Raw genomic sequence first — 18,679 nt, 5'->3', positions numbered from 1 at the left:
TTCCTTAAATCGAACGGCATCAATTTGCGGTAGTTCGGGTTGGCGGGATGAGTGAGCAGTAAAATCTCTCAAGAAGTCTGCGGCCCCTGCGTCTCGACAATCGTGCGCAATGGCTCTGCATTCGCCAACATCCCGTGACACATCAAATTCAAAACGTTACGCATATGCCTTGCATGCGCTTCTCTGTCCGGTGCCGCTTCCGTCGCCAGACGAATAAACGCCATATTCGCGTACTGGTTGAACAACGTCGCCGCCACGTCCAGATCGACCGTCGCCCGCACCTTGCCCTGCGCCTGAAAATGTCCGAGCAGCGCCTTGGTCTCCTCGATCACCGCCGCATTCCATGGGCTCAACGCCAGCGCCAGTTCACCTGTCAGCAGAAACGGCGCCAACTCACGCCACAACGAGGCCGGCATCGCTTGCAGTTGGTAGTCAGTCATCAAGCCTTCGAACTCGCACAACGCCTCCAGCGGATCACTGTCGTCGTCGAGATTGGCCCTGGCGTCGCGCATGGCCTGCTCGTCCGGCTGCTTGAGCAAGGCCAGCAGAATCTCCTGCTTGCCACCGAAATAATTGACCACCGTCGGCGCGGAAACCCCGGCCTGGTTGGCGATCTGCTCCAGCGTGGTCGCGCCGAAGCCGTTGCTGATGAACAGCTCCAGCGCTGCCTGCGCGATGACTTCCCTGCGCTGTTCCTTTTGCCGTTCTCTGAGCCCGCTCATGGTGCTGATGTCCTGTCTTGCTGATCGGCGTCAGCCTACGGATTTCTTTTTTCACCGACAAATATTTTCTTTACAAAAATATTTTTAAGTGACAAATATTAACCGTGCACCGCTGGAATGAACGCGCACCCACTTGCCCCGTTTCTCTGGAGAACCGCCATGTCCGCCGAACTCGATCCGACCCGCAGCACCCGCGATTACCAGGCCGCCGACGCCGCCCACCACATTCACGCGTTCGTCGATCAGAAAGCCCTCAACGAGGAAGGCCCGCGGGTGATGGTCAGCGGTGATCGCCTCGCGCTGTGGGACAACGACGGTAATCGCTACCTGGATGGCATGTCTGGCCTGTGGTGCACCAACCTCGGCTACGGACGCAAGGACCTGGCCGCTGCCGCGACCGCGCAGCTGCAACAACTGCCCTACTACAACATGTTCTTCCACACCACTCACCCGCAGGTGATCGAGCTCTCCGAGCTGTTGTTCAGCCTGCTGCCCCAGCACTACAGCCACGCGATCTATACCAACTCCGGCTCGGAAGCCAACGAAGTGCTGATCCGCACCGTGCGCAAGTTCTGGCAAGTGATGGGCCAGCCCGAGAAGAAAATCATGATCGGCCGATGGAACGGCTACCACGGCTCGACCCTGGCTGCGACGGCGCTGGGCGGCATGAAATTCATGCACGAAATGGGCGGCACCATCCCTGACGTGGCGCACATCGACGAGCCGTACTGGTTCGCCCACGAAGGCAACCTCAGCCCGGAAGAATTCGGCCTGCGCGCCGCACGGCAACTGGAAGACAAGATCCTCGAACTGGGCGCCGACAAGGTCGCTGCGTTCGTCGCCGAACCGTTTCAGGGTGCCGGCGGCATGATCATTCCGCCCGCCACCTATTGGCCGGAAATCCAGCGCATCTGCTGCAAATACGATGTGCTGCTCTGCGCCGACGAAGTCATCGGCGGTTTCGGTCGCACCGGCGAATGGTTCGCGCATCAGGCCTTCGGTTTTGAACCGGACACCCTGTCGATCGCCAAAGGCCTGACCTCCGGCTACATCCCTATGGGTGGGTTGATCCTGTCGCGACGCATGGCCGAGGCGCTGGTGGAAAAAGGCGGCGTGTTCGCTCACGGCCTGACCTACTCCGGTCACCCGGTGGCGGCTGCGGTGGCGATTGCCAACCTCAAGGCGCTGCGCGACGAAGGCGTGGTCACTCAGGTGAAAAACGACACCGGCCCGTACCTGCAAAACTGCCTGCGCGAAGTGTTCGGCAACCATCCGCTGGTGGGTGAGGTTCAGGGCGTGGGGCTGGTGGCGGCATTGCAGTTCGCCGAAGACAAAGCCACCCGCAAGCGCTTTGCCAACGAGAACGACATCGCCTGGCGCTGCCGCACGATTGGTTTTGAAGAAGGCCTGATCATTCGCTCGACGCTGGGCCGGATGATCATGGCCCCGGCGCTGATCGCCACGCGTGCAGAGCTGGATGAACTGGTCGACAAAACACGGATCGCCGTGGATCGCACCGCCCGCGAGTATGGCGTGCTGTAACGCTTAAACCCTGTGGGAGCTAGCCTGCTAGCTCCCACAAGGGCACTCGGTTGAACTCAGCACATCGGCTCAATCCGGCCCGGTTGATCCTGCCCATCATCAGATGACCTTCCCTGATTGTCGGTCCCTCACGATGGCTCCCTCGACACCACGCTTTGCACTGTTGGCCCTGCTTTGCGCAGTGACCGACACTGTTTTCGCCAGCGACGTCTTCAACGACGCCAAAACCGAAGTGCTCAGCCGCAACTTCTACCTGAGCAACGACTACCGCTCACCCTCTCCCTCCGGCAAAAACTATAAACAGGAATGGGCCCAGGGCTTTATCGGCACGTTCACCTCCGGCTACACGCCAGGCACTGTCGGGTTCGGCATTGATGCCCATGCCTTTCTCGGCCTGAAACTCGATGGCGGCAAAGGTCATTCCGGCACGGGTCTGTTGCCGGTCGACAGCAATGGTCGCAGTGAACCGAACTACTCCAGCGCTGGCGGCGCGTTCAAGCTCAAGGTTTCGCGAACTACCCTCGCGTTCGGCGAGATGACCGTGGAAACGCCGGTGTTCGACACCTCGGACAAACGCCTGCAACCGGAATACGCCAAAGGTTTGCTAGTGAACAGTCGTGAAATCGACAACGTTAACTTCACAGCCGGACACTTCACCGCATTCAAGAATCAGGACAGCTCTTCGAGCCACGGCGATTTTTCCAGTTACGGCGCCACTACCGAGGCTGGCGGAATCAGTTTTCTCGGCGCCGATCTGTTCGGTGACAGTCCGGTGGGTGGATCGCTTTACGCCTCGGACCTGACTGACACCTGGCATCAGTACTACGCCAATCTGCATTTCAAACAGTCCGGCCTGTTGCTCGATGGCAATCTCTACCACACCCGCGATACCGGTCGGGCGCTGGCCGGCGCCATCGACAACACAGCGTTCAGCTTGTCCGGCAAGTACAGTTTCGGTCCACACGCGGTCATGCTCGGCTGGCAACGTATCAATGGCGACACGCCGTTCGATTTCGTGGGCGGCGACTCGATCTACCTCGCCAACTCGATCAAATACGCCGACTTCAACGGCGCCGGCGAACGCTCCTGGCAAGCACGCTACGACCTCGACCTTGGCGCCTTCGGCATCCCTGGCCTGACTTTCATGACCCGCTACGTCTCCGGCGACCACATCGACGGCACCCATGCACCCAAGGGCGGCGCGTACAACCCGTTCGATGCCGAGACTGGCGACTATCAGCCGCAGCAAGGCGCTGGCGGCAAACATTGGGAACGGGATATCGATCTGAAATACATCGTGCAATCGGGTGCGGCGAAGGATCTGTCGGTGCAGCTTTCACATGTATCGCACCGAGCGAATGAGGCACAGGCCGGGGATGATATCGACCGGATTTATGTGGTGATTCAGTACCCGTTGGGGTTTTGACGGCCTGTAATTAAACCCAGACTCAGACCCGATGTCGCCCTACGAATCCATCGACTGGAAAACCAATTCCCTGTGGGAGCGAGCCTGCTCGCGAAAGCGGCGGATCAGTCGACATAGACGTTGAATGACTTACCGCATTCGCGAGCAAGCTCGCTCCCACAGGGGATTCAGTGCGTCGTGGATGCTGCGGTAATTGGCGGAAGGCAGCCGGAGTCGAACCTGCCCGGGAACGGATGCCGTCCCCAACCGGGTTTGAAGCCCGGCCGCGCCACCGGGCGCGATTGCCTTCCTTTGAACTCAGGGTGCGTCGGCACTGGCCAGCGCGTTGTCGTGGCGGATCACCCGGGATTCGCCGATGCGCCGGGTCAGGCCGAGGCGGTCGAAGTATTCCAGGTACTGAATACAGCGTTTGCGTCCCAAGCCTAGCGCATCACGGAAGGTTGTCACCTGGATCGACGGATTTTCCTGCTCCAGTTGCAACAGAATGTCGGCCATGCGCCGCAGTTGCACGTCGCTCAGGAACAGATCACGCACCACTTGATGCATCAATCCCAAGCGCGCCAGTTTGCGCAACAGCAGGCGCACCATGGCATGCTCCACGCCCAACACGTTGGCGACATCACGTACCCACGGCGGATCAAACCCGGCCTGTTCGAACAGCGGCTGCATACGCTGCCACAGGGTTTCGTCTTCGGCATTCAAACGCACCTGATGATCGGGCAGATGCAACCACGGCCCGCTGGCGTTGATCGATCCGGCGGCGCGCAGTTCTTCCAGCAGGCTGACGAAAGTCGAGCGCTCCAGCGCCAGACCACTGAAGCGGCGCAGGCGATCGCGATCCGGCCCCATCTGGTCCGGTTCCAGCTCGTGCAGTTTCGCCAACTGCTCCAACAGGGTGAACTTCAACTGCCCCCAGCGCTGCACGTTGAACAGCACCGGCCCTTGGCGGGTGTCGATCAGGCGCACGTTGGCTGGTAGCGCCCAGTCTTCACGCTGACGATTGAATTGACGCTCCAGCCGTTGCGGATGGAGGCCGCCAGCGCTGTGGTCAAGCAGCAGTGGTAACGCTTGTTCAAGACTGTCGCTGCCGGCCAGGGCCTGCAGTTGCGCCAGCCGTTCCGGGCTGCGGCGCTGGCGGGCCGGGGCGAACGGGTCGAGTACTTGACCGCCACCGAGGGTGCGTTGCGCGCTCTGGTCACGCAGGATCAGGCGATCGCCCTTCACCGCGTGCACCGGGGCGTTGATCAGCAGTTGCGCGAACATGCGTTCGCCGGGGCGCAAACGCGGGCCTTCGAGCAACGCCACGCGGGCGATGACGTCTTGCGTACCGAGGTGCACGTGCACCGGGTGAAAATGTTCGAACGTGCGCTCGCCGGGCAACAGTTGAAATTCGATGTCGACCCGTTGCGTCGGCGCGTACAGCCATTCGGCCAACAGCCATTGGCCGCGATGGATCTGTTCCAGCGCCAGTCGATCACCACTGATATTCAGCGCCACCCGTTGCCCGGCGAACGCCTGTTCGGCGGGCTGGTTTTGCGCGTGCAGTCCTCGCACCCGCACCGATTTCCCGGACGGCCCGAGGGCCAGTTTGTCCCCGACTGACGCCGTTCCCGACAACGCCGTGCCAGTCACCACAATCCCGGCGCCCGCCACGCTGAAGGCGCGGTCGATGGCCAGGCGAAAACCACCTTCGCGGCTACGCTCATGCACTTCGCTTTGAATCTGCAGCAAGCTCTGGCGCAGTTCATCGACACCCTGCCCGGTCACGCTCGACACCGCCAGCGTCGGCGCATCGGCGAATGGTCCGGCTTCGAGCAGATCGAGAACCTGGCGCTGCACCTCCTCCACCCTGCCCGCTTCAACCCGATCGCACTTGGTGATCGCCACCAGCGCCCGGGGAATGCCCAGCAACTGGACAATCGCCAGATGCTCGCGGGTTTGCGGCATCACCCCGTCATCCGCCACCACCACCAGCAACACCAGATCGATGCCCTGCGCGCCGGCGAGCATGTTGTGGGTGAATTTCTCGTGGCCCGGCACATCGATGAATCCGGTCAGCCCGGCACCGGGTTCCAGCTCGGCATACAAGTAACCAAGGTCGATGGTCATCCCGCGCTCGCGCTCCTGCGGGCGGCGGTCGCCGGTTTGCCCGGTCAGCGCTTGCAGCAGCGAGGTCTTGCCGTGGTCGATGTGCCCGGCGGTGCCGACGATCACGACTCGACCTGCAACTGCGGCAACTGCGCCAGCCACGCCGGTTCATCGTCGAGCTGCCGCAGGTCCAGCCACAGCGCATCGTCGTCAATGCGCCCGAGCACAGGGATTGGCAACGCACGCAATGCCGCTTCCAGATTCAGCAGAAAACGCCCGCGCATACGCTTGGACACTTGCGGGCGCAAGCACAGCGCCGCACTCGGCAACCGCGCCACCGGTTGGCTGCCGCTGCCGATCATGCCCAGCGCTTTCACTGCACTGACATTCCACGGTTCGCCGATAACCTGTACCAGTGCCGGTAGCAGGCGCTTGGCCTGGGCGAGGATCTCGGCTTGCGGGCGAGTCAACAGCCGCAAACTCGGCAGACGTTCGGCGAGGCGATCCGGGTCGCGATACAGGCCGAGCACCGCTTCCAGCGCGGCCAGGGTCAACTTGTCGACCCGCAAGGCGCGCTTCAGCGGGTTTTTCTTGATCTTCGCGATCAGTTCTTTGCGCCCGACAATCAACCCGGCCTGCGGCCCGCCGAGCAATTTGTCGCCGCTGAAGGTGACGATGTCCGCACCATCAAGCAGCGCCTGGCGTACCGTCGGTTCCGCCGGCAGCCCCCAGCGGGTCAAGTCCAGCAGACTGCCGCTGCCCAGATCCTCCAGCAGCGGCAAGCCGTGCCGATGGGCCAGCTCGGCCAGTTCGGCTGTGGGCACCCGGGCGGTAAAGCCTTCGATGCTGTAGTTGCTCGCGTGCACGCGCATGATCAAACCACTGCGCGGGCTGATCGCCGCTTCGTAGTCGCGGGCGTGGGTGCGGTTGGTGGTGCCGACTTCGTGCAGACGTACGCCGGCGCGGGCCATGATGTCGGGGATGCGGAAAGCGCCGCCGATTTCGATCAGTTCGCCACGGGAGATGATGCCTTCCTTGCGCGCGCCGAGGCTGTTCAGTGTCAGCAACACCGCTGCGGCATTGTTGTTGACCACGGTAACGGCTTCGGCGCCGGTCAGTTCGCGGATCAGGCCTTCGATCAGGTCGTCGCGATCACCGCGCTTGCCGGTTGCCAGATCGAATTCCAGATTGAGCGGATAACGGGCGGCCATCTGCACCGCGTCGATGGCTTCTTCGGGCAACAAGGCGCGACCGAGGTTGGTGTGCAGCACCGTGCCAGTCAGGTTGAACACCCGCCGCACATGGCTGCGCTGTTGCTGGGCCAGACGCTCAGCAACCCGTCCGGCGAGCACATCGGGGCTGATTTCAACGGCTGACAATTGGCCGTTCAAAACGCTGGAACGCAACTCATCGAGCAACTGGCGCAAGCTGGCCAGCAACGACTCGCGGCCATAACGCTCGGCCAACGGCACACAGGCCGGGTGACGCAACAAACCATCAATGGAAGGCAACCGCAGGGCAACGCTCGAAGACATCAGCCACTCCCGAAAAAACAAGACTGTCCGGCGAGTGTAGACGCTCTGGTCATTCGTCTCCCGGCGCCAGCAACAGATTCGGTGCCAGACGCTGATAGCCGTCCTGCGCCAGACGCATGTCGAGCAGCAGGCTGGTGAGATCGGCGGACAACGCTTCGCCTTCGGCATCGTTCTCCAGATAAACCAGTTTCAGGTAGCTGTTGCAGCTAGGGCACACCTCCGCACGAATCGGCGCCTGATTGGCGGCGTGGCGATCGTCCTCCAGGCTCAGGTAATCGAGGCCTTTGCTCGACTCGCAATACACGCACTTGACCCGCACCACGTGCCATTCGCAGGCGCACAATGAACACACCAGATAGCGCAGGCCGTTGTGTTTGCCGCGATGCCGGATCACCCCGGCCATCGCTGGTGAACCACAGCCCGGGCACTGGCTGAGGCTGTCGCCGGGTTTCAGTTGCAGGTTCGGTGCGCTGAGCAACCAGTGGCTCCACGCAGCTTGCAGCCCGGCGCCGAGAAACGGCACCAACTGCGCCGGCACCATCGAATACTGTCCGCTGACCAGCGCCACGGCCCACGCACGCAACTGCCCGGCACTGGCGCCACGCAAGGTGGCGAGCGCTTCGACGACGGCGGGTTGCTCGGGCGGCGCATAGCGTTGCAGCAACGCATCGATATAAGCCTGCCAGGCGTCTTCGCGCACCAGTGTGTCGGCGGCGAACGGCGGTAAACCCTGTTGCTGACAGGCTTCAATTCTTTGTTGATCAAACGGTGCCGTCAGCGGTGGATCGTCGAAAACCTGCTGCTGAGCCCGGCACAATCCGGCGATCAGCCGCAGGTAATCAGCCAGCGGATGCCCCTGAGCCAATTGCTCCAGGCGCTGGGCGCGCAGGGTGAACAGGTTGTGCGGCGGCAGGTGCAGAAACGGCGGCGAACTGGCCGCCGCTTCGATTTCCCCGGGTTCAAGAATGGTTGCCAAAAGTCAGCCCTTTTTGGTGATCGGTCGCTCCGGCACGTCCGGATTGCGTTCGTCGCGGGTGATGTCGCGATACCAGAGTTCATGGTGCTTCTTCGCCCAGGCGCGGCTGACCCAGCCATGCAGCATTGCGTCGACTGAGCCTTTGATCCACAGGCCGGCGTAGATGTGAACAATGATGCTGAGGATCAGCACAAACCCGGCCAGCGCATGCAGGAGCATGGCCCAGCGGATCACGGTGATGCCGAAGTACGCACTGAAATACGCACGCCAGATCACCAGCCCGGTGAACAGCAGACCGAGCATGCACAGCAGTAAAGTCCAGAACAGCATCTTCTGCCCGGCGTTGTACTTGCCCACCGGCGGCACGCTTTCCTCGTCGTTGACCAGCACCCGATCAATGCGGCGCATCCACTTCCAGTCGTTGTCGATAAAGAAGTTCGCGCGCCAGAAGCGGAACACCAGGCCGAGGAACAACACGAACATCAGCACGCCCATGAACGGGTGCAGAATCCGCGTCCACGGCCCGCCGCCGAACAGGTGGGTCAACCAGAACATCGACGGATGAAACAACGCCAGGCCGGACAGCCCGGCCATGAAGAACAGAATCGCCACCAGCCAGTGATTGGTGCGCTGGTTGGCGGTGTAACGCAGGATCGTCTTGTTGCTCATGGCCGGTCCTCCCCGCGTGGATCGAAGGTGTGCACCGCCGGATCGACGACATGCACCGAGGTATCCGGTGGCGCCGGATGGTCATCCTCCTCGGTGCGATTCGGCCCGATGCGCACATAGTGGAAAAACCCCGCGAGCACCGCCGCACCCATCGCCAGCAGGCCCAGCGGTTTGCTGATGCCTTTCCACAAGCCCACCAGCGGACTGATGGCCGGCGCTTCCGGCAACCCGGCGTAGATTTTCGGCGTGTCGGCGTGGTGCAACACGTACATCACATGAGTGCCGCCGACGCCTTCCGGGTCATACAGCCCGGCGTTGTCGAAGCCACGGCTTTTCAGGTCGACGATGCGTTCGGCGGCGTGTTCCTTCATGTCTTCCTTGCTGCCGAAGACAATGGCGCCGGTCGGACAGGTTTTCACGCAGGCCGGCTCCAGCCCTACCGCGACGCGGTCGGAACACAAGGTGCATTTGTAGGCCTTGTGATCCTTCTGCGAGATACGCGGAATGTTGAACGGGCAACCGGTGATGCAGTAACCGCAACCGATGCAGTGATCCTGATCGAAATCGACGATGCCGTTGGCGTGCTTGATGATCGCCCCGGGACTTGGGCATGCCGCCAGGCACCCCGGCTCGGCGCAATGCATGCAGCCGTCCTTGCGGATCAGCCACTCGAGGTTGCCGGCGTCGGTTTCGTGTTCGGTGAAGCGCATCAAGGTCCAGGTTTCTGCGCTCAGGTCCTGCGGGTTGTCGTAGGTGCCATGGTTGTGGCCGACCTCGTCGCGCAGCTCGTTCCATTCCGAGCAGGCGACCTGGCAGGCCTTGCAACCAATGCATTTGGTGGTATCGATCAGCTTGGCGACTTCCTGCTGATTCCTCACCGAGGGCGGCACCGTGGTGGTGGCCGAGCGGGCAATGATGTCTTGGCTGGCCATTTACAGTTTCTCCACGTTGACCAGGAATGACTTGGATTCCGGGGTCTGTGTGTTGCCATCGCCGAGGAACGGCACCAGGGTGTTGGTCAGGTAACCGTGACGCGTCTGGCCGGTGAACCCCCAGTGCAGCGGGATGCCGATCTGATGCACCACCTGGCCGTTGACCTGCAACGGCCGGATGCGTTTGGTCACCACCGCCACCGCCTCGATGAACCCGCGTTTACAGCTGACCCGCACCCGATCCCCGGCCGCGATGCCCTTCTCCTTCGCCAGCACTTCGCCGATCTCGACGAACTGCTCGGGCTGGGCAATCGCATTCAACTTGCAATGCTTGCTCCAGAAGTGGAAGTGCTCGGTCAACCGGTAGCTGGTGCCGGCGTACGGGAAGTCCTTGGCTTCGCCGAGGCTTTCCCAGACCGAATCGAAGATCCGCGCCGCCGGGTTGCTGGTGGCTTTCTTGTTTTGCGGGTGCAGCGGGTTGATGCCGATCGGCGTTTCGAACGGCTCGTAGTGCTCGGGGAAAGGCCCTTCGTTCATCTTGTCGACGGCGAAGAACCGCGCCACGCCTTCGGGGTTCATGATGAAGGGGTTCATTCCGGCTTCCGGCGGCACATCCGCCTTGTAGTCCGGGACGTCGGTGCCGCCCCAGGCCTTGCCGTTCCACCATACGAGGCGCTTTTTCGGATCCCACGGTTTGCCCGAGACATCCGCCGAAGCGCGGTTGTAGAGGATCCGCCGGTTGGCAGGCCACGCCCAGGCCCAGCCCTGATGCTGATGCATGCCATACGGGTCGGCATTGTCGCGCCGGGCCATCTGGTTGCCGGCCTCGGTCCAGCTGCCGGCAAAGATCCAGCAACCGGACGCGGTGCTGCCGTCATCCTTGAGCAGGCCGAACCCGGCCAGTTGCGAGCCGGCCTTGACCGCCACACCGCTGGCATCGGTGAACTCGACCATGGCGCTGCCGTTGATCTCTTTGGCGAGTTCCTCCGGCGAGGGCTCATCCGGGATCTTGTACGGCCACGACAGGTTCAGCAGCGGATCGGGGAACTTGCCGCCCTCGGCCTGATAACGCTTGCGCAGGCGCAGGAACAGTTCGCTCATGATGCGGATGTCGGTCTGCGCTTCGCCCGGGCCGTCGGCGCCTTTCCAGTGCCATTGCAGCCAGCGGCTGCTGTTGACCAGCGAGCCGTCTTCCTCGGCAAAGCAGGTGGTCGGCAGGCGAATCACTTCAGTCTGGATCTCGGCGCTTTTCACATCGTTGTATGGCCCGACGTTTTGCCAGAACTCCGAGGTTTCGGTGGCCAGCGGATCCATCACCACCAGCCATTTGAGCTTGGCCAGCGCGCCCATCACCCGGTTCTTGTCCGGCAGCGCAGCGATCGGATTGAAACCCTGGCACATGTAGCCGTTGACCTTGCCCTGGCTCATCAGATCGAACATTTTCAGGACGTCGTAGTTGGGGATGTCCAGTTTCGGCAGGTAATCGTAATTCCAGTTGTTCTCCAGCGTCGCGTTGGCGCCGTACCAGGACTTCATCAGGCTGACGTGGAATTTGCTGTAGTTCTGCCAATAGGACAGTTGCCCCGGACGCAACGGCACCTGTGTGCGCTTTTTGATGAAGGCGTTGTAGTCCTGCTCGCCATCGCCGCCCAGGGTCAGATAGCCCGGCAGCGAGTTGGACAGCAACCCGAGGTCGGTCAGGCCCTGAATGTTCGAGTGTCCGCGCAAGGCGTTCACGCCGCCACCCGGCATGCCGACGTTGCCCAGCAGCAGTTGCACCATCGCCGCGCTACGGATGATCTGCGCGCCGATCGAGTGTTGCGTCCAGCCGAGGGCATAGAGAATGGTCATGGTCTTGCCCGGCGTGGAGCACGTGGCAATCTCATCCCAGATTTTCTGCATGGCCTCGACCGGCATCCCACAGATCTGGCTCGCCAGCTCAATGTTGTAGCGGCTGTAATGCTGCTTCATCAATTGATAGACGCAGCGCGGATCCTGCAGGGTCGGGTCGACTTTGACGAAGCCATCCTCGCCCAACTCGTAACCCCAGCCGGATTTGTCGGTGTAGCTGCGTTTGGCCGCGTCATAGCCGCTGAAAATGCCGTCCTCAAAGCCATAGCCGGCTTTGACGATGAACGAGACGTCGGTGTAGTTGCGCACGTATTCGTGCTGGATCTTGTCCTGAGTCAGCAGGTAATTGATCAGCCCGCCCATGAAGGCGATGTCGGTACCGGTGCGGATCGGCGCGTAATAGTCGGCCACCGAAGCGGTCCGGGTAAAACGCGGGTCGACCACGATCAGCCGGGCAGCGTTGTGCGCCTTGGCCTCGGTCACCCATTTGAAGCCGCACGGATGCGCTTCTGCTGCGTTGCCACCCATCACCAGGATCAGATTCGCGTTGGCGATATCGGTCCAGGTGTTGGTCATGGCTCCACGGCCGTACGTCGGGGCAAGACTTGCCACCGTCGGGCCGTGTCAGACACGCGCCTGGTTATCGAACCCCAGCATGCCAAGACTGCGAATCACCTTCTGGGTGATGTAACCGGCTTCGTTGGACGCTGCCGACGCGGCGAGGAACCCGGTGGTCAGCCAGCGATTCACCGTTTGCCCGCTGGAATTTTTCTCGATGAAGTTGGCGTCGCGGTCGGCCTTCATCAGGTCGGCGATGCGATCCAGCGCTTCATCCCAGCTGATCCGGGTCCATTCGCTGCTGCCGGGCTTGCGCATTTGCGGGTACTGCAAGCGGCCCGGGCTGTGAATGAAGTCCAGCAGGCCAGCGCCTTTCGGGCACAGGGTGCCGCGGTTGACCGGGTGGTCGGCGTCGCCCTCGATGTGGATGATGTTTTGCGCGACGTTCTTCGCGGCATCGCCCTGGCTGTACATGATCAACCCGCAACCGACCGAGCAATACGGGCAGGTGTTGCGGGTTTCATGGGTGTGGGCAAGCTTGAAGTGACGCACCTGCTCGGCGAAGGCCAGCGTCGGGGCCATGCCCAACGCGCCCAGGCTAGAGCCTGCAAGGCCGATACCGGCGACCTTGAAGAATTGACGACGGCTGAGATCCATCGTGCACTCCTGATCAGGTGGAACCCGGTACTTGAGCCGGGCTTTTTCTGGACAAACACGGTTACGGCAGAATGCCTGCCGGCTTTTTCACTGTAGACAATGACCACACACTCTGTGTGAAAACCGACCGTCGGCCGTTTGTCGGGTAACCCCATTCCCCTGTAGGAGCTGCCGAAGGCTGCGATCTTTTGATCCTGATCTTTAAAAACAAAATCAAAAGATCGCAGCCTGCGGCAGCTCCTACAGGGGTTCCGGGTTTATCATGACGCCCATGAACAACCCGCCTTCACGAGACCGCGCATGACTTTCGATTTTGATCAGCTATTCGACCGCCACGACACCGGCAGCACCAAGTGGAGCCGCTACCCGGCCGATGTGTTGCCGATGTGGGTCGCTGATATGGATTTCGCCGCGCCACCGGTGATCATCGAGGCGTTGCAGCAGCGTCTGTTGCACCCGCTGGTGGGTTACAGCGTGGCGCAGGACAACTTGCGTGAAGCCATCGTCGCCGACCTGTGGGACAAGTTCGCCTGGAAGGTCAAACCGCAGGAGCTGATATTCCTGCCGGGCGTTGAATCCGGTTTCAACATGGCTTTGAAAGCGCTGGTACAGCCGCAGCAGAACGTCGTGGTGCAGGTGCCGAACTACCCGCCGCTGCGGCATGCGCCGGGGCATTGGGGGCTGAACAAGGTCGAGCTGGAATTCGTCGCCCAGGCCGATGGCACTTACGCCACGCCGCTGGAGACCCTGCGCGAATCGCTGAACGGTGGCGGCGCCCTGCTCCTGAGCAACCCGCACAACCCGATCGGCAAAGTGTTTGGCCGTGAGGAGCTGCAAGCCGTAGCGGATATCTGCGCGGCTCAGGAAGCCTGGATCATCTCCGACGAGATCCACGCCGAGCTGTGCTTCGACGGCCGCGTGCACATTCCGACCGCGTCCCTCAGCCCGGAAATCGCCAAGCGCACCATTACCCTGATGTCGGCGAGCAAGGCCTACAACATCGCCGGCCTCAAGACCTCGTTCATGATCATCCAGGACGCCGCCCTGCGCGAGCGCGTCAACCACGCCCGTTGCGGCATGGTCGACAGCGTCAACCCGCTGGGCATGGAAGCCACACGCGTCGCCTACAGCGAAGGTGCGCCGTGGCTGGCCGAACTGAAAACCTATCTGCAGGCCAACCGCGACTGGCTGGTGGATGCAGTGCGCAGCCGCTTGCCGGGGGTGACGATCAATGTGCCGCAGGGAACCTATCTGGCGTGGCTCGATTGCTCGGCGCTGGACCTGGACAATCCGCAGCAGTTCTTCCTTGAACAGGCCAGGGTCGGTCTGAGCGCCGGTCTGGACTTCGGCGACCAGCACCAACAGTTCGTGCGCCTGAACTTCGGCTGCCCGCGCTCGCTGCTCGAAGAAGGCATCGCCCGCATGGAGCGTGCCCTGACCAACCGCAATACCTGAAAACACCACCTCCCCCCTGTAGGAGCTGCCGCAGGCTGCGATCTTTTGACGTTGGTTTTTAAAACAAGATCAAAAGATCGCAGCCTGCGGCAGCTCCTACAGGGGTTTTGTTTTTGCAGTGGGTGTGCAGCGCAAATCCGATCGAACTCACGGCAAACCGTCCGGGTCAACCACCCATACCTGCCCTGAGAACCTCGGAGATTTGTGATGACCGACTACCCAAAACCACCCTTCCCCGCACAAGCCCAAGCCGTCCCCGGTGCGCAAAGCAAAATGCAGCCTTACCCTGATTGTGGCGAGCAAAGCTACGTCGGCTCCGGGCGGCTGGCCGGCAAGATTGCGCTGATCACCGGCGCCGACAGCGGTATCGGCCGCGCGGTGGCGATTGCCTTCGCCCGTGAAGGCGCCGATGTGGTCGTGGCCTATCTGAATGAACATGACGACGCCAAAGAGACCGCACGCTGGGTCGAACAGGCAGGCCGCCAGTGCCTATTGCTGTCCGGCGACCTCGCGCACAAGGCCCATTGTCAGGAACTGGTGGATAAGACCGTCGAACGCTTCGGGCGCATCGACATTCTGGTCAACAACGCCGCGTTCCAGATGACCCACGAAACCTTCGAAGAAATCCCCGACGACGAATGGGTGATGACCTTCGACGTCAACATCACGGCGATTTTCCGGTTGTGCCAGGCGGCGATCAAACACATGCGCCCCGGCGCGTCGATCATCAACACCAGCTCGGTCAACTCGGACATGCCCAAACCGACCCTGCTGGCCTATGCCACCACCAAAGGTGCGATTGCCAACTTCACCGGCGGACTGGCGCAGATACTCGGGCCGAAAGAAATCCGCGTGAACTGTGTGGCGCCCGGGCCAATTTGGACGCCACTGATCGTCTCGACCATGCCCGATGAAGAGGTGCAGAACTTCGGCAGCGAAACCCCGCTCGGGCGCCCCGGACAACCGGTAGAAGTGGCGCCGATTTACGTGCTGCTGGCTTCCGACGAGGCCAGTTACATCACCGGTCAGCGCTATGGCGTCACCGGCGGCAAACCGATGCTCTAAGCGGCGCGAGAAAAACTGAACCTGGCGGCATGACGTCCCTCCATACCTTTAAGAGCCCCAACCGGTCTGCAGGATCAGGAGGTCGTCATGTCCGCCCCTCTCATTAAACTCTTCACCCAGCCCAACTTCGCCTGGACCGATATCCGCCGCGAGGAAGAGGCCCATCCCCGTCACTACCTGGCGCATCTGTTGCTATTGGCGCTGATTCCCGCCGTGTGCCTGTTCCTCGGTACCACGTATGTCGGCTGGAGTCTGGCAGCCGGCGAGACCGTGCGCTTGAGCACGGCCAGTGCGCTGCAACTGAGCATCATGCTGTATGTGGCCATTGTCGCCGGGGTCGCGGTCATCGGCGGGTTCATCCGCTGGATGTCGCGTACGTTCGACGCGCGCCCCACGCTTAACCAGTGCATCGGCTTTGCCGCCTATACCGTGACGCCGTTTTTCGTCGCCGGCATCGCCGGGCTTTATCCAAGTCGCTGGCTGGCGATTCTGGTACTGGGTGCCGCTTCGGTGTATTCGACGTTCCTGTTGTTCGTTGGTCTGCCGACGTTCATGCATGAACGCAAGGAACAGGGCCTGCTGTACTCGGCCTGCGTCTGGGGCGTCGGCCTGCTGGTGATGGTGACCATTCTGGTGTCGATGATTCTGCTGTGGTTCAACGTGCTCTCGCCCGAGTACCTGCGAACTACCGTTGGTTAACCCGGTGCCAACGCTGTCGTCGATGGACGACCGAACATGAGTTTTGTCGTGTGGGTCGCGGTGCTTGGCGCCGTGTTGCTAACCCTCGCGCTGACCTCGTCATACCTGCGCTGGATGCCGGTCACCACTTCGGCCGTGTGCCTGCTGCTGGGGATCGGCATCGGCCCCAGCGGTCTGGATTTGCTGAAACTGTCACCAGAAAACGCTTCCGTATGGATGGAGCACCTCACGGAAGTGGCGGTGCTGTTTTCGCTGTTTGTCTGCGGGCTGAAGTTGCGTCTGCCGCTGCGCGACAAGCGTTGGCGGATTGCGTTCGGGCTGGCCGGCCCGGTGATGGTCTTGACCATCGCCGGGGTCAGCGTGTTGCTGCACTGGGGCCTGCAACTGTCGTGGGGGCCGTCGCTGCTGATCGGGGCGATGCTGGCGCCGACCGACCCGGTGCTGGCCGCGCTGGTGCAGGTCAACGATGCGCGGGATGTCGACAGCGTGCGCTTCGGGCTTTCCGGTGAAGCCGGGCTCAATGACGGCATCGCTTTTCCGTTCGTGATTCTCGGCTTGCTGCTGTTGCAGGCCGACGCGCAACCCGGTGCCTTGACCGATTGGGTGCTGCACGGCTTGCTCTGGGCGGTGCCGGTCGGTTTGCTGACCGGTTACTGGATGGGTCGCGGCATCGGCCGGTTGACCCTGTCGCTGCGCATCCGCAACGACGACAGCACCCTGAGCCCGAATGATTATCTGGCGCTATCGCTGATCGCTCTGGCCTACGTCGGCGCGGATGCGATTGGTGGTTATGGTTTTCTGTCGGTATTCGCCGCCGGCCTCGGCTTGCGTCAGGAAGAAGTCAAATCCACCGGCGCCAGCCAGCCGCCCGCCGAACATCTGGTGCAACCGGTGGTCGGCCACCAGAACATAGAACCGCAGCACGCGGTGCACGGCGATACCGAACGACTGGAAAGCAGTCAGGTCGCCGCCGGCATCATGATGGGCGACATGCTCTCATTCGGCAGTCTGGTGGAACGGGCCATGGAAGTGTTTCTGGTGACCCTGCTCGGTGTGGTACTGGTGCCGCATTGGGACTGGCGGGCGTTGGTCATTGGCGCGGTGCTGTTCTGCGTGGTGCGTCCGGCCTGCGTCGCGTTGATGCCATGGGGCACTTTGCTCGATGGTGGTCAGCGGCTGTTGATCGGTTGGTTCGGCATTCGCGGGATCGGCAGCCTGTTCTATCTGTTTTATGCCTTGAACCACGGCCTGAGCCCTTCAGTCGCGACGTTGTGCACCAACATCACCCTGTCGGTGGTGGCATTGAGCATTTTGCTGCATGGCATCAGCACGCAGCCGCTGCTGGCGCGCTATGAACAACGGCAAAAACGAAAAAACTGATTTTTCCGGCGGCAATCTATCGGGAAATCCATCGAAGTTTTTTCTGAAAATAAATGGATCCCTCGGCCAAAACCGGCAGTCACAAGCATAACCCCTCGCTGTAAGCACTCGGCGGGGTCCGGCAGGTTCGGTTCCCCTGCGGCTTGCAGCCCATGAATAGGAATCTTTGGATAACAAGGTCACGGTCATGAAAGAATGCTCGACTCCGGCACAAATCAAGGCTTGCAGGGCTTTGGCCCTGGAACGCAATCGTCAACTGTTCGAAGATGCCCACGCCCTCAACCGCGCCGCTTACGAGCTGCTGGAAGCGGATAATCTGGACTTCGAACAGTTTGAGCACTATCGAGCACTGCGCCGCAAAGCCGATGCGAAGTTCGAGGAAGCCATCGATCATCTGTGCGTCCTCAACGAAGACTTCCCGCCGATTCCGATGTCGCCGCACCACTCGCAGGAATTGCGTCGGCAACTTGAAACCGTCGAATAAAGCACACAAGAAAAAGCCCGGCATTGATGTCCGGGCTTTTTCTTTGGGCGGCGTTCAGCCCCCGGGGTTGGTCACCTGAATGAACACCGCGTAAGCCCCGAGCAGGATCCAGAACGTGGCGAAAATCCAGGGTGTGCGCACCGAAAACAACAGCGATTTGCGATAGCCCTTGTGGCTCGACTCCATTTCACTGAACAGCGGCGACTCGTCGTAAGCCATGCCCATGATCGGCTCGCTGCGTAACAACTCGCTCTGCTTGTAGTGCCAGTGATCGATGATGTCGTACGCCGCCCGTATCCCCGGCCAGGCGTTGAGCGAGCTGAGCAACCCGAGCAGTGCGAGAAACGGCGGCACCACCAGCGTGAACAGCTTGCCCCACTCGGGGTTGAGGTTGGCCATGCACGAAGCGAAGGCAATCACCAGAAACGACTGCGCCGCCAGATAGGCATCGGTGCGATTGGCAAGAATGCTGGTTTCGTACTGGATTTCCTTGCGATAGAAATCCAGCCGTTCCTTGGGTGAGCCGAACATCTTGGCGTCGTGTTCAGTCAGGTGCTCTTCAGCGCTGGGCTCAGTCAGTATGCGAGGCAAGGGACGCGCACTCCGTGGCGGGGAAACCTTTTAGAAGGCCCTCGCCACG

General features: G+C 61.5%; 15 protein-coding genes and 1 tRNA gene. 7 read left to right on the top strand and 9 right to left on the bottom strand.

What is annotated here, in order from left to right; translation table 11 throughout:
* Positions 1-68: 68 nt before the first annotated feature.
* Positions 69-722, bottom strand: a complete 654-nt coding sequence (locus LOY52_RS13095) for a TetR/AcrR family transcriptional regulator (protein ID WP_258679757.1) — start codon at positions 720-722, stop codon at positions 69-71.
* 159 nt (positions 723-881) lie between these two features.
* On the opposite strand from LOY52_RS13095, the gene LOY52_RS13090 reads away from it, so the two are divergent.
* Together LOY52_RS13090 and LOY52_RS13085 are read left to right on the top strand one after the other, a co-directional pair.
* Positions 882-2,264 (top strand): aspartate aminotransferase family protein, encoded by a 1,383-nt coding sequence (locus LOY52_RS13090; RefSeq protein ID WP_258679756.1) that lies wholly within the window; start codon positions 882-884, stop codon positions 2,262-2,264.
* A 133-nt stretch (positions 2,265-2,397) separates the two neighbouring features.
* On the top strand, positions 2,398-3,690 hold the full coding sequence (locus tag LOY52_RS13085; RefSeq protein ID WP_258679755.1) for an OprD family porin: 1,293 nt from the start codon (positions 2,398-2,400) through the stop codon (positions 3,688-3,690).
* 194 nt (positions 3,691-3,884) lie between these two features.
* Here LOY52_RS13085 and LOY52_RS13080 read toward each other — a convergent pair.
* From LOY52_RS13080 to fdnG, 7 genes are all read right to left on the bottom strand, one after another.
* A tRNA-Sec gene (locus tag LOY52_RS13080) sits at positions 3,885-3,980 on the bottom strand.
* Between the two features lie 7 nt (positions 3,981-3,987).
* A complete protein-coding gene (gene selB / locus LOY52_RS13075; protein ID WP_258679867.1) occupies positions 3,988-5,904 on the bottom strand; it encodes a selenocysteine-specific translation elongation factor in 1,917 nt (638 codons plus the stop codon).
* On the bottom strand, positions 5,901-7,313 hold the full coding sequence (gene selA, locus LOY52_RS13070) for an L-seryl-tRNA(Sec) selenium transferase (protein WP_258679754.1): 1,413 nt from the start codon (positions 7,311-7,313) through the stop codon (positions 5,901-5,903). Before selA ends, selB begins: the two co-directional genes overlap by 4 nt.
* A gap of 49 nt (positions 7,314-7,362) precedes the next feature.
* Positions 7,363-8,289 carry a formate dehydrogenase accessory protein FdhE gene (fdhE, locus tag LOY52_RS13065; protein WP_258679753.1) on the bottom strand — a complete coding sequence of 309 codons (927 nt, stop codon included), beginning with the start codon at positions 8,287-8,289 and terminating at the stop codon, positions 7,363-7,365.
* Positions 8,290-8,292: 3 nt separating this feature from the next.
* Positions 8,293-8,958: a formate dehydrogenase subunit gamma gene (locus tag LOY52_RS13060; RefSeq protein WP_047597242.1), complete on the bottom strand. Its 666-nt coding sequence runs from the start codon at positions 8,956-8,958 to the stop codon at positions 8,293-8,295.
* Positions 8,955-9,890 (bottom strand): formate dehydrogenase subunit beta, encoded by a 936-nt coding sequence (fdxH, locus tag LOY52_RS13055; protein ID WP_258679752.1) that lies wholly within the window; start codon positions 9,888-9,890, stop codon positions 8,955-8,957. Before fdxH ends, LOY52_RS13060 begins: the two co-directional genes overlap by 4 nt.
* Positions 9,891-12,956: a formate dehydrogenase-N subunit alpha gene (gene fdnG / locus LOY52_RS13050; RefSeq protein ID WP_258679751.1), complete on the bottom strand. Its 3,066-nt coding sequence runs from the start codon at positions 12,954-12,956 to the stop codon at positions 9,891-9,893.
* A 300-nt stretch (positions 12,957-13,256) separates the two neighbouring features.
* Between fdnG and LOY52_RS13045 the strand changes: the two genes are divergently transcribed.
* The 5 genes from LOY52_RS13045 to LOY52_RS13025 all read left to right on the top strand — a co-directional run bounded on the left by LOY52_RS13045 (position 13,257) and on the right by LOY52_RS13025 (position 18,039).
* Positions 13,257-14,411, top strand: coding sequence for a MalY/PatB family protein (locus LOY52_RS13045; RefSeq protein WP_258679750.1), 1,155 nt, complete (start codon positions 13,257-13,259; stop codon positions 14,409-14,411).
* Between the two features lie 207 nt (positions 14,412-14,618).
* The gene (locus LOY52_RS13040) at positions 14,619-15,476 is read left to right on the top strand and encodes a glucose 1-dehydrogenase (RefSeq protein WP_123586404.1); all 858 of its coding nucleotides are present in this window, start codon (positions 14,619-14,621) and stop codon (positions 15,474-15,476) included.
* Positions 15,477-15,563: 87 nt separating this feature from the next.
* Positions 15,564-16,175, top strand: coding sequence for a Yip1 family protein (locus tag LOY52_RS13035; RefSeq protein WP_258679749.1), 612 nt, complete (start codon positions 15,564-15,566; stop codon positions 16,173-16,175).
* A gap of 36 nt (positions 16,176-16,211) precedes the next feature.
* On the top strand, positions 16,212-17,555 hold the full coding sequence (locus LOY52_RS13030) for a sodium:proton antiporter (protein WP_258679748.1): 1,344 nt from the start codon (positions 16,212-16,214) through the stop codon (positions 17,553-17,555).
* A 187-nt stretch (positions 17,556-17,742) separates the two neighbouring features.
* A complete protein-coding gene (locus tag LOY52_RS13025) occupies positions 17,743-18,039 on the top strand; it encodes a hypothetical protein (protein WP_098968415.1) in 297 nt (98 codons plus the stop codon).
* A gap of 54 nt (positions 18,040-18,093) precedes the next feature.
* On the opposite strand, the gene LOY52_RS13020 is transcribed toward LOY52_RS13025, so the two are convergent.
* Entirely contained in the window at positions 18,094-18,630 is a 537-nt protein-coding gene (locus tag LOY52_RS13020; protein ID WP_007967008.1) for a hypothetical protein, read from the bottom strand.
* Positions 18,631-18,679 lie beyond the last annotated feature (49 nt).

Source organism: Pseudomonas sp. B21-051, assembly GCF_024748795.1.
Taxonomy (GTDB): domain Bacteria; phylum Pseudomonadota; class Gammaproteobacteria; order Pseudomonadales; family Pseudomonadaceae; genus Aquipseudomonas; species Aquipseudomonas putida_A.
Note: the sequence above shows the minus strand (reverse complement) of the source record. Positions and strands in the feature narration are given on the sequence as shown.

What these genes read in the sequence shown, in the direction of transcription:
- LOY52_RS13095 (WP_258679757.1), bottom strand. Translation starts at nt 722, where the DNA reads ATGAGCGGGCTCAGAGAACGGCAAAAGGAACAGCGCAGGGAAGTCATC.
- LOY52_RS13090 (WP_258679756.1), top strand. Translation starts at nt 882, where the DNA reads ATGTCCGCCGAACTCGATCCGACCCGCAGCACCCGCGATTACCAGGCC.
- LOY52_RS13085 (WP_258679755.1), top strand. Translation starts at nt 2,398, where the DNA reads ATGGCTCCCTCGACACCACGCTTTGCACTGTTGGCCCTGCTTTGCGCA.
- selA (WP_258679754.1), bottom strand. Translation starts at nt 7,313, where the DNA reads ATGTCTTCGAGCGTTGCCCTGCGGTTGCCTTCCATTGATGGTTTGTTG.
- LOY52_RS13060 (WP_047597242.1), bottom strand. Translation starts at nt 8,958, where the DNA reads ATGAGCAACAAGACGATCCTGCGTTACACCGCCAACCAGCGCACCAAT.
- fdxH (WP_258679752.1), bottom strand. Translation starts at nt 9,890, where the DNA reads ATGGCCAGCCAAGACATCATTGCCCGCTCGGCCACCACCACGGTGCCG.
- LOY52_RS13045 (WP_258679750.1), top strand. Translation starts at nt 13,257, where the DNA reads ATGACTTTCGATTTTGATCAGCTATTCGACCGCCACGACACCGGCAGC.
- LOY52_RS13040 (WP_123586404.1), top strand. Translation starts at nt 14,619, where the DNA reads ATGACCGACTACCCAAAACCACCCTTCCCCGCACAAGCCCAAGCCGTC.
- LOY52_RS13035 (WP_258679749.1), top strand. Translation starts at nt 15,564, where the DNA reads ATGTCCGCCCCTCTCATTAAACTCTTCACCCAGCCCAACTTCGCCTGG.
- LOY52_RS13030 (WP_258679748.1), top strand. Translation starts at nt 16,212, where the DNA reads ATGAGTTTTGTCGTGTGGGTCGCGGTGCTTGGCGCCGTGTTGCTAACC.
- LOY52_RS13025 (WP_098968415.1), top strand. Translation starts at nt 17,743, where the DNA reads ATGAAAGAATGCTCGACTCCGGCACAAATCAAGGCTTGCAGGGCTTTG.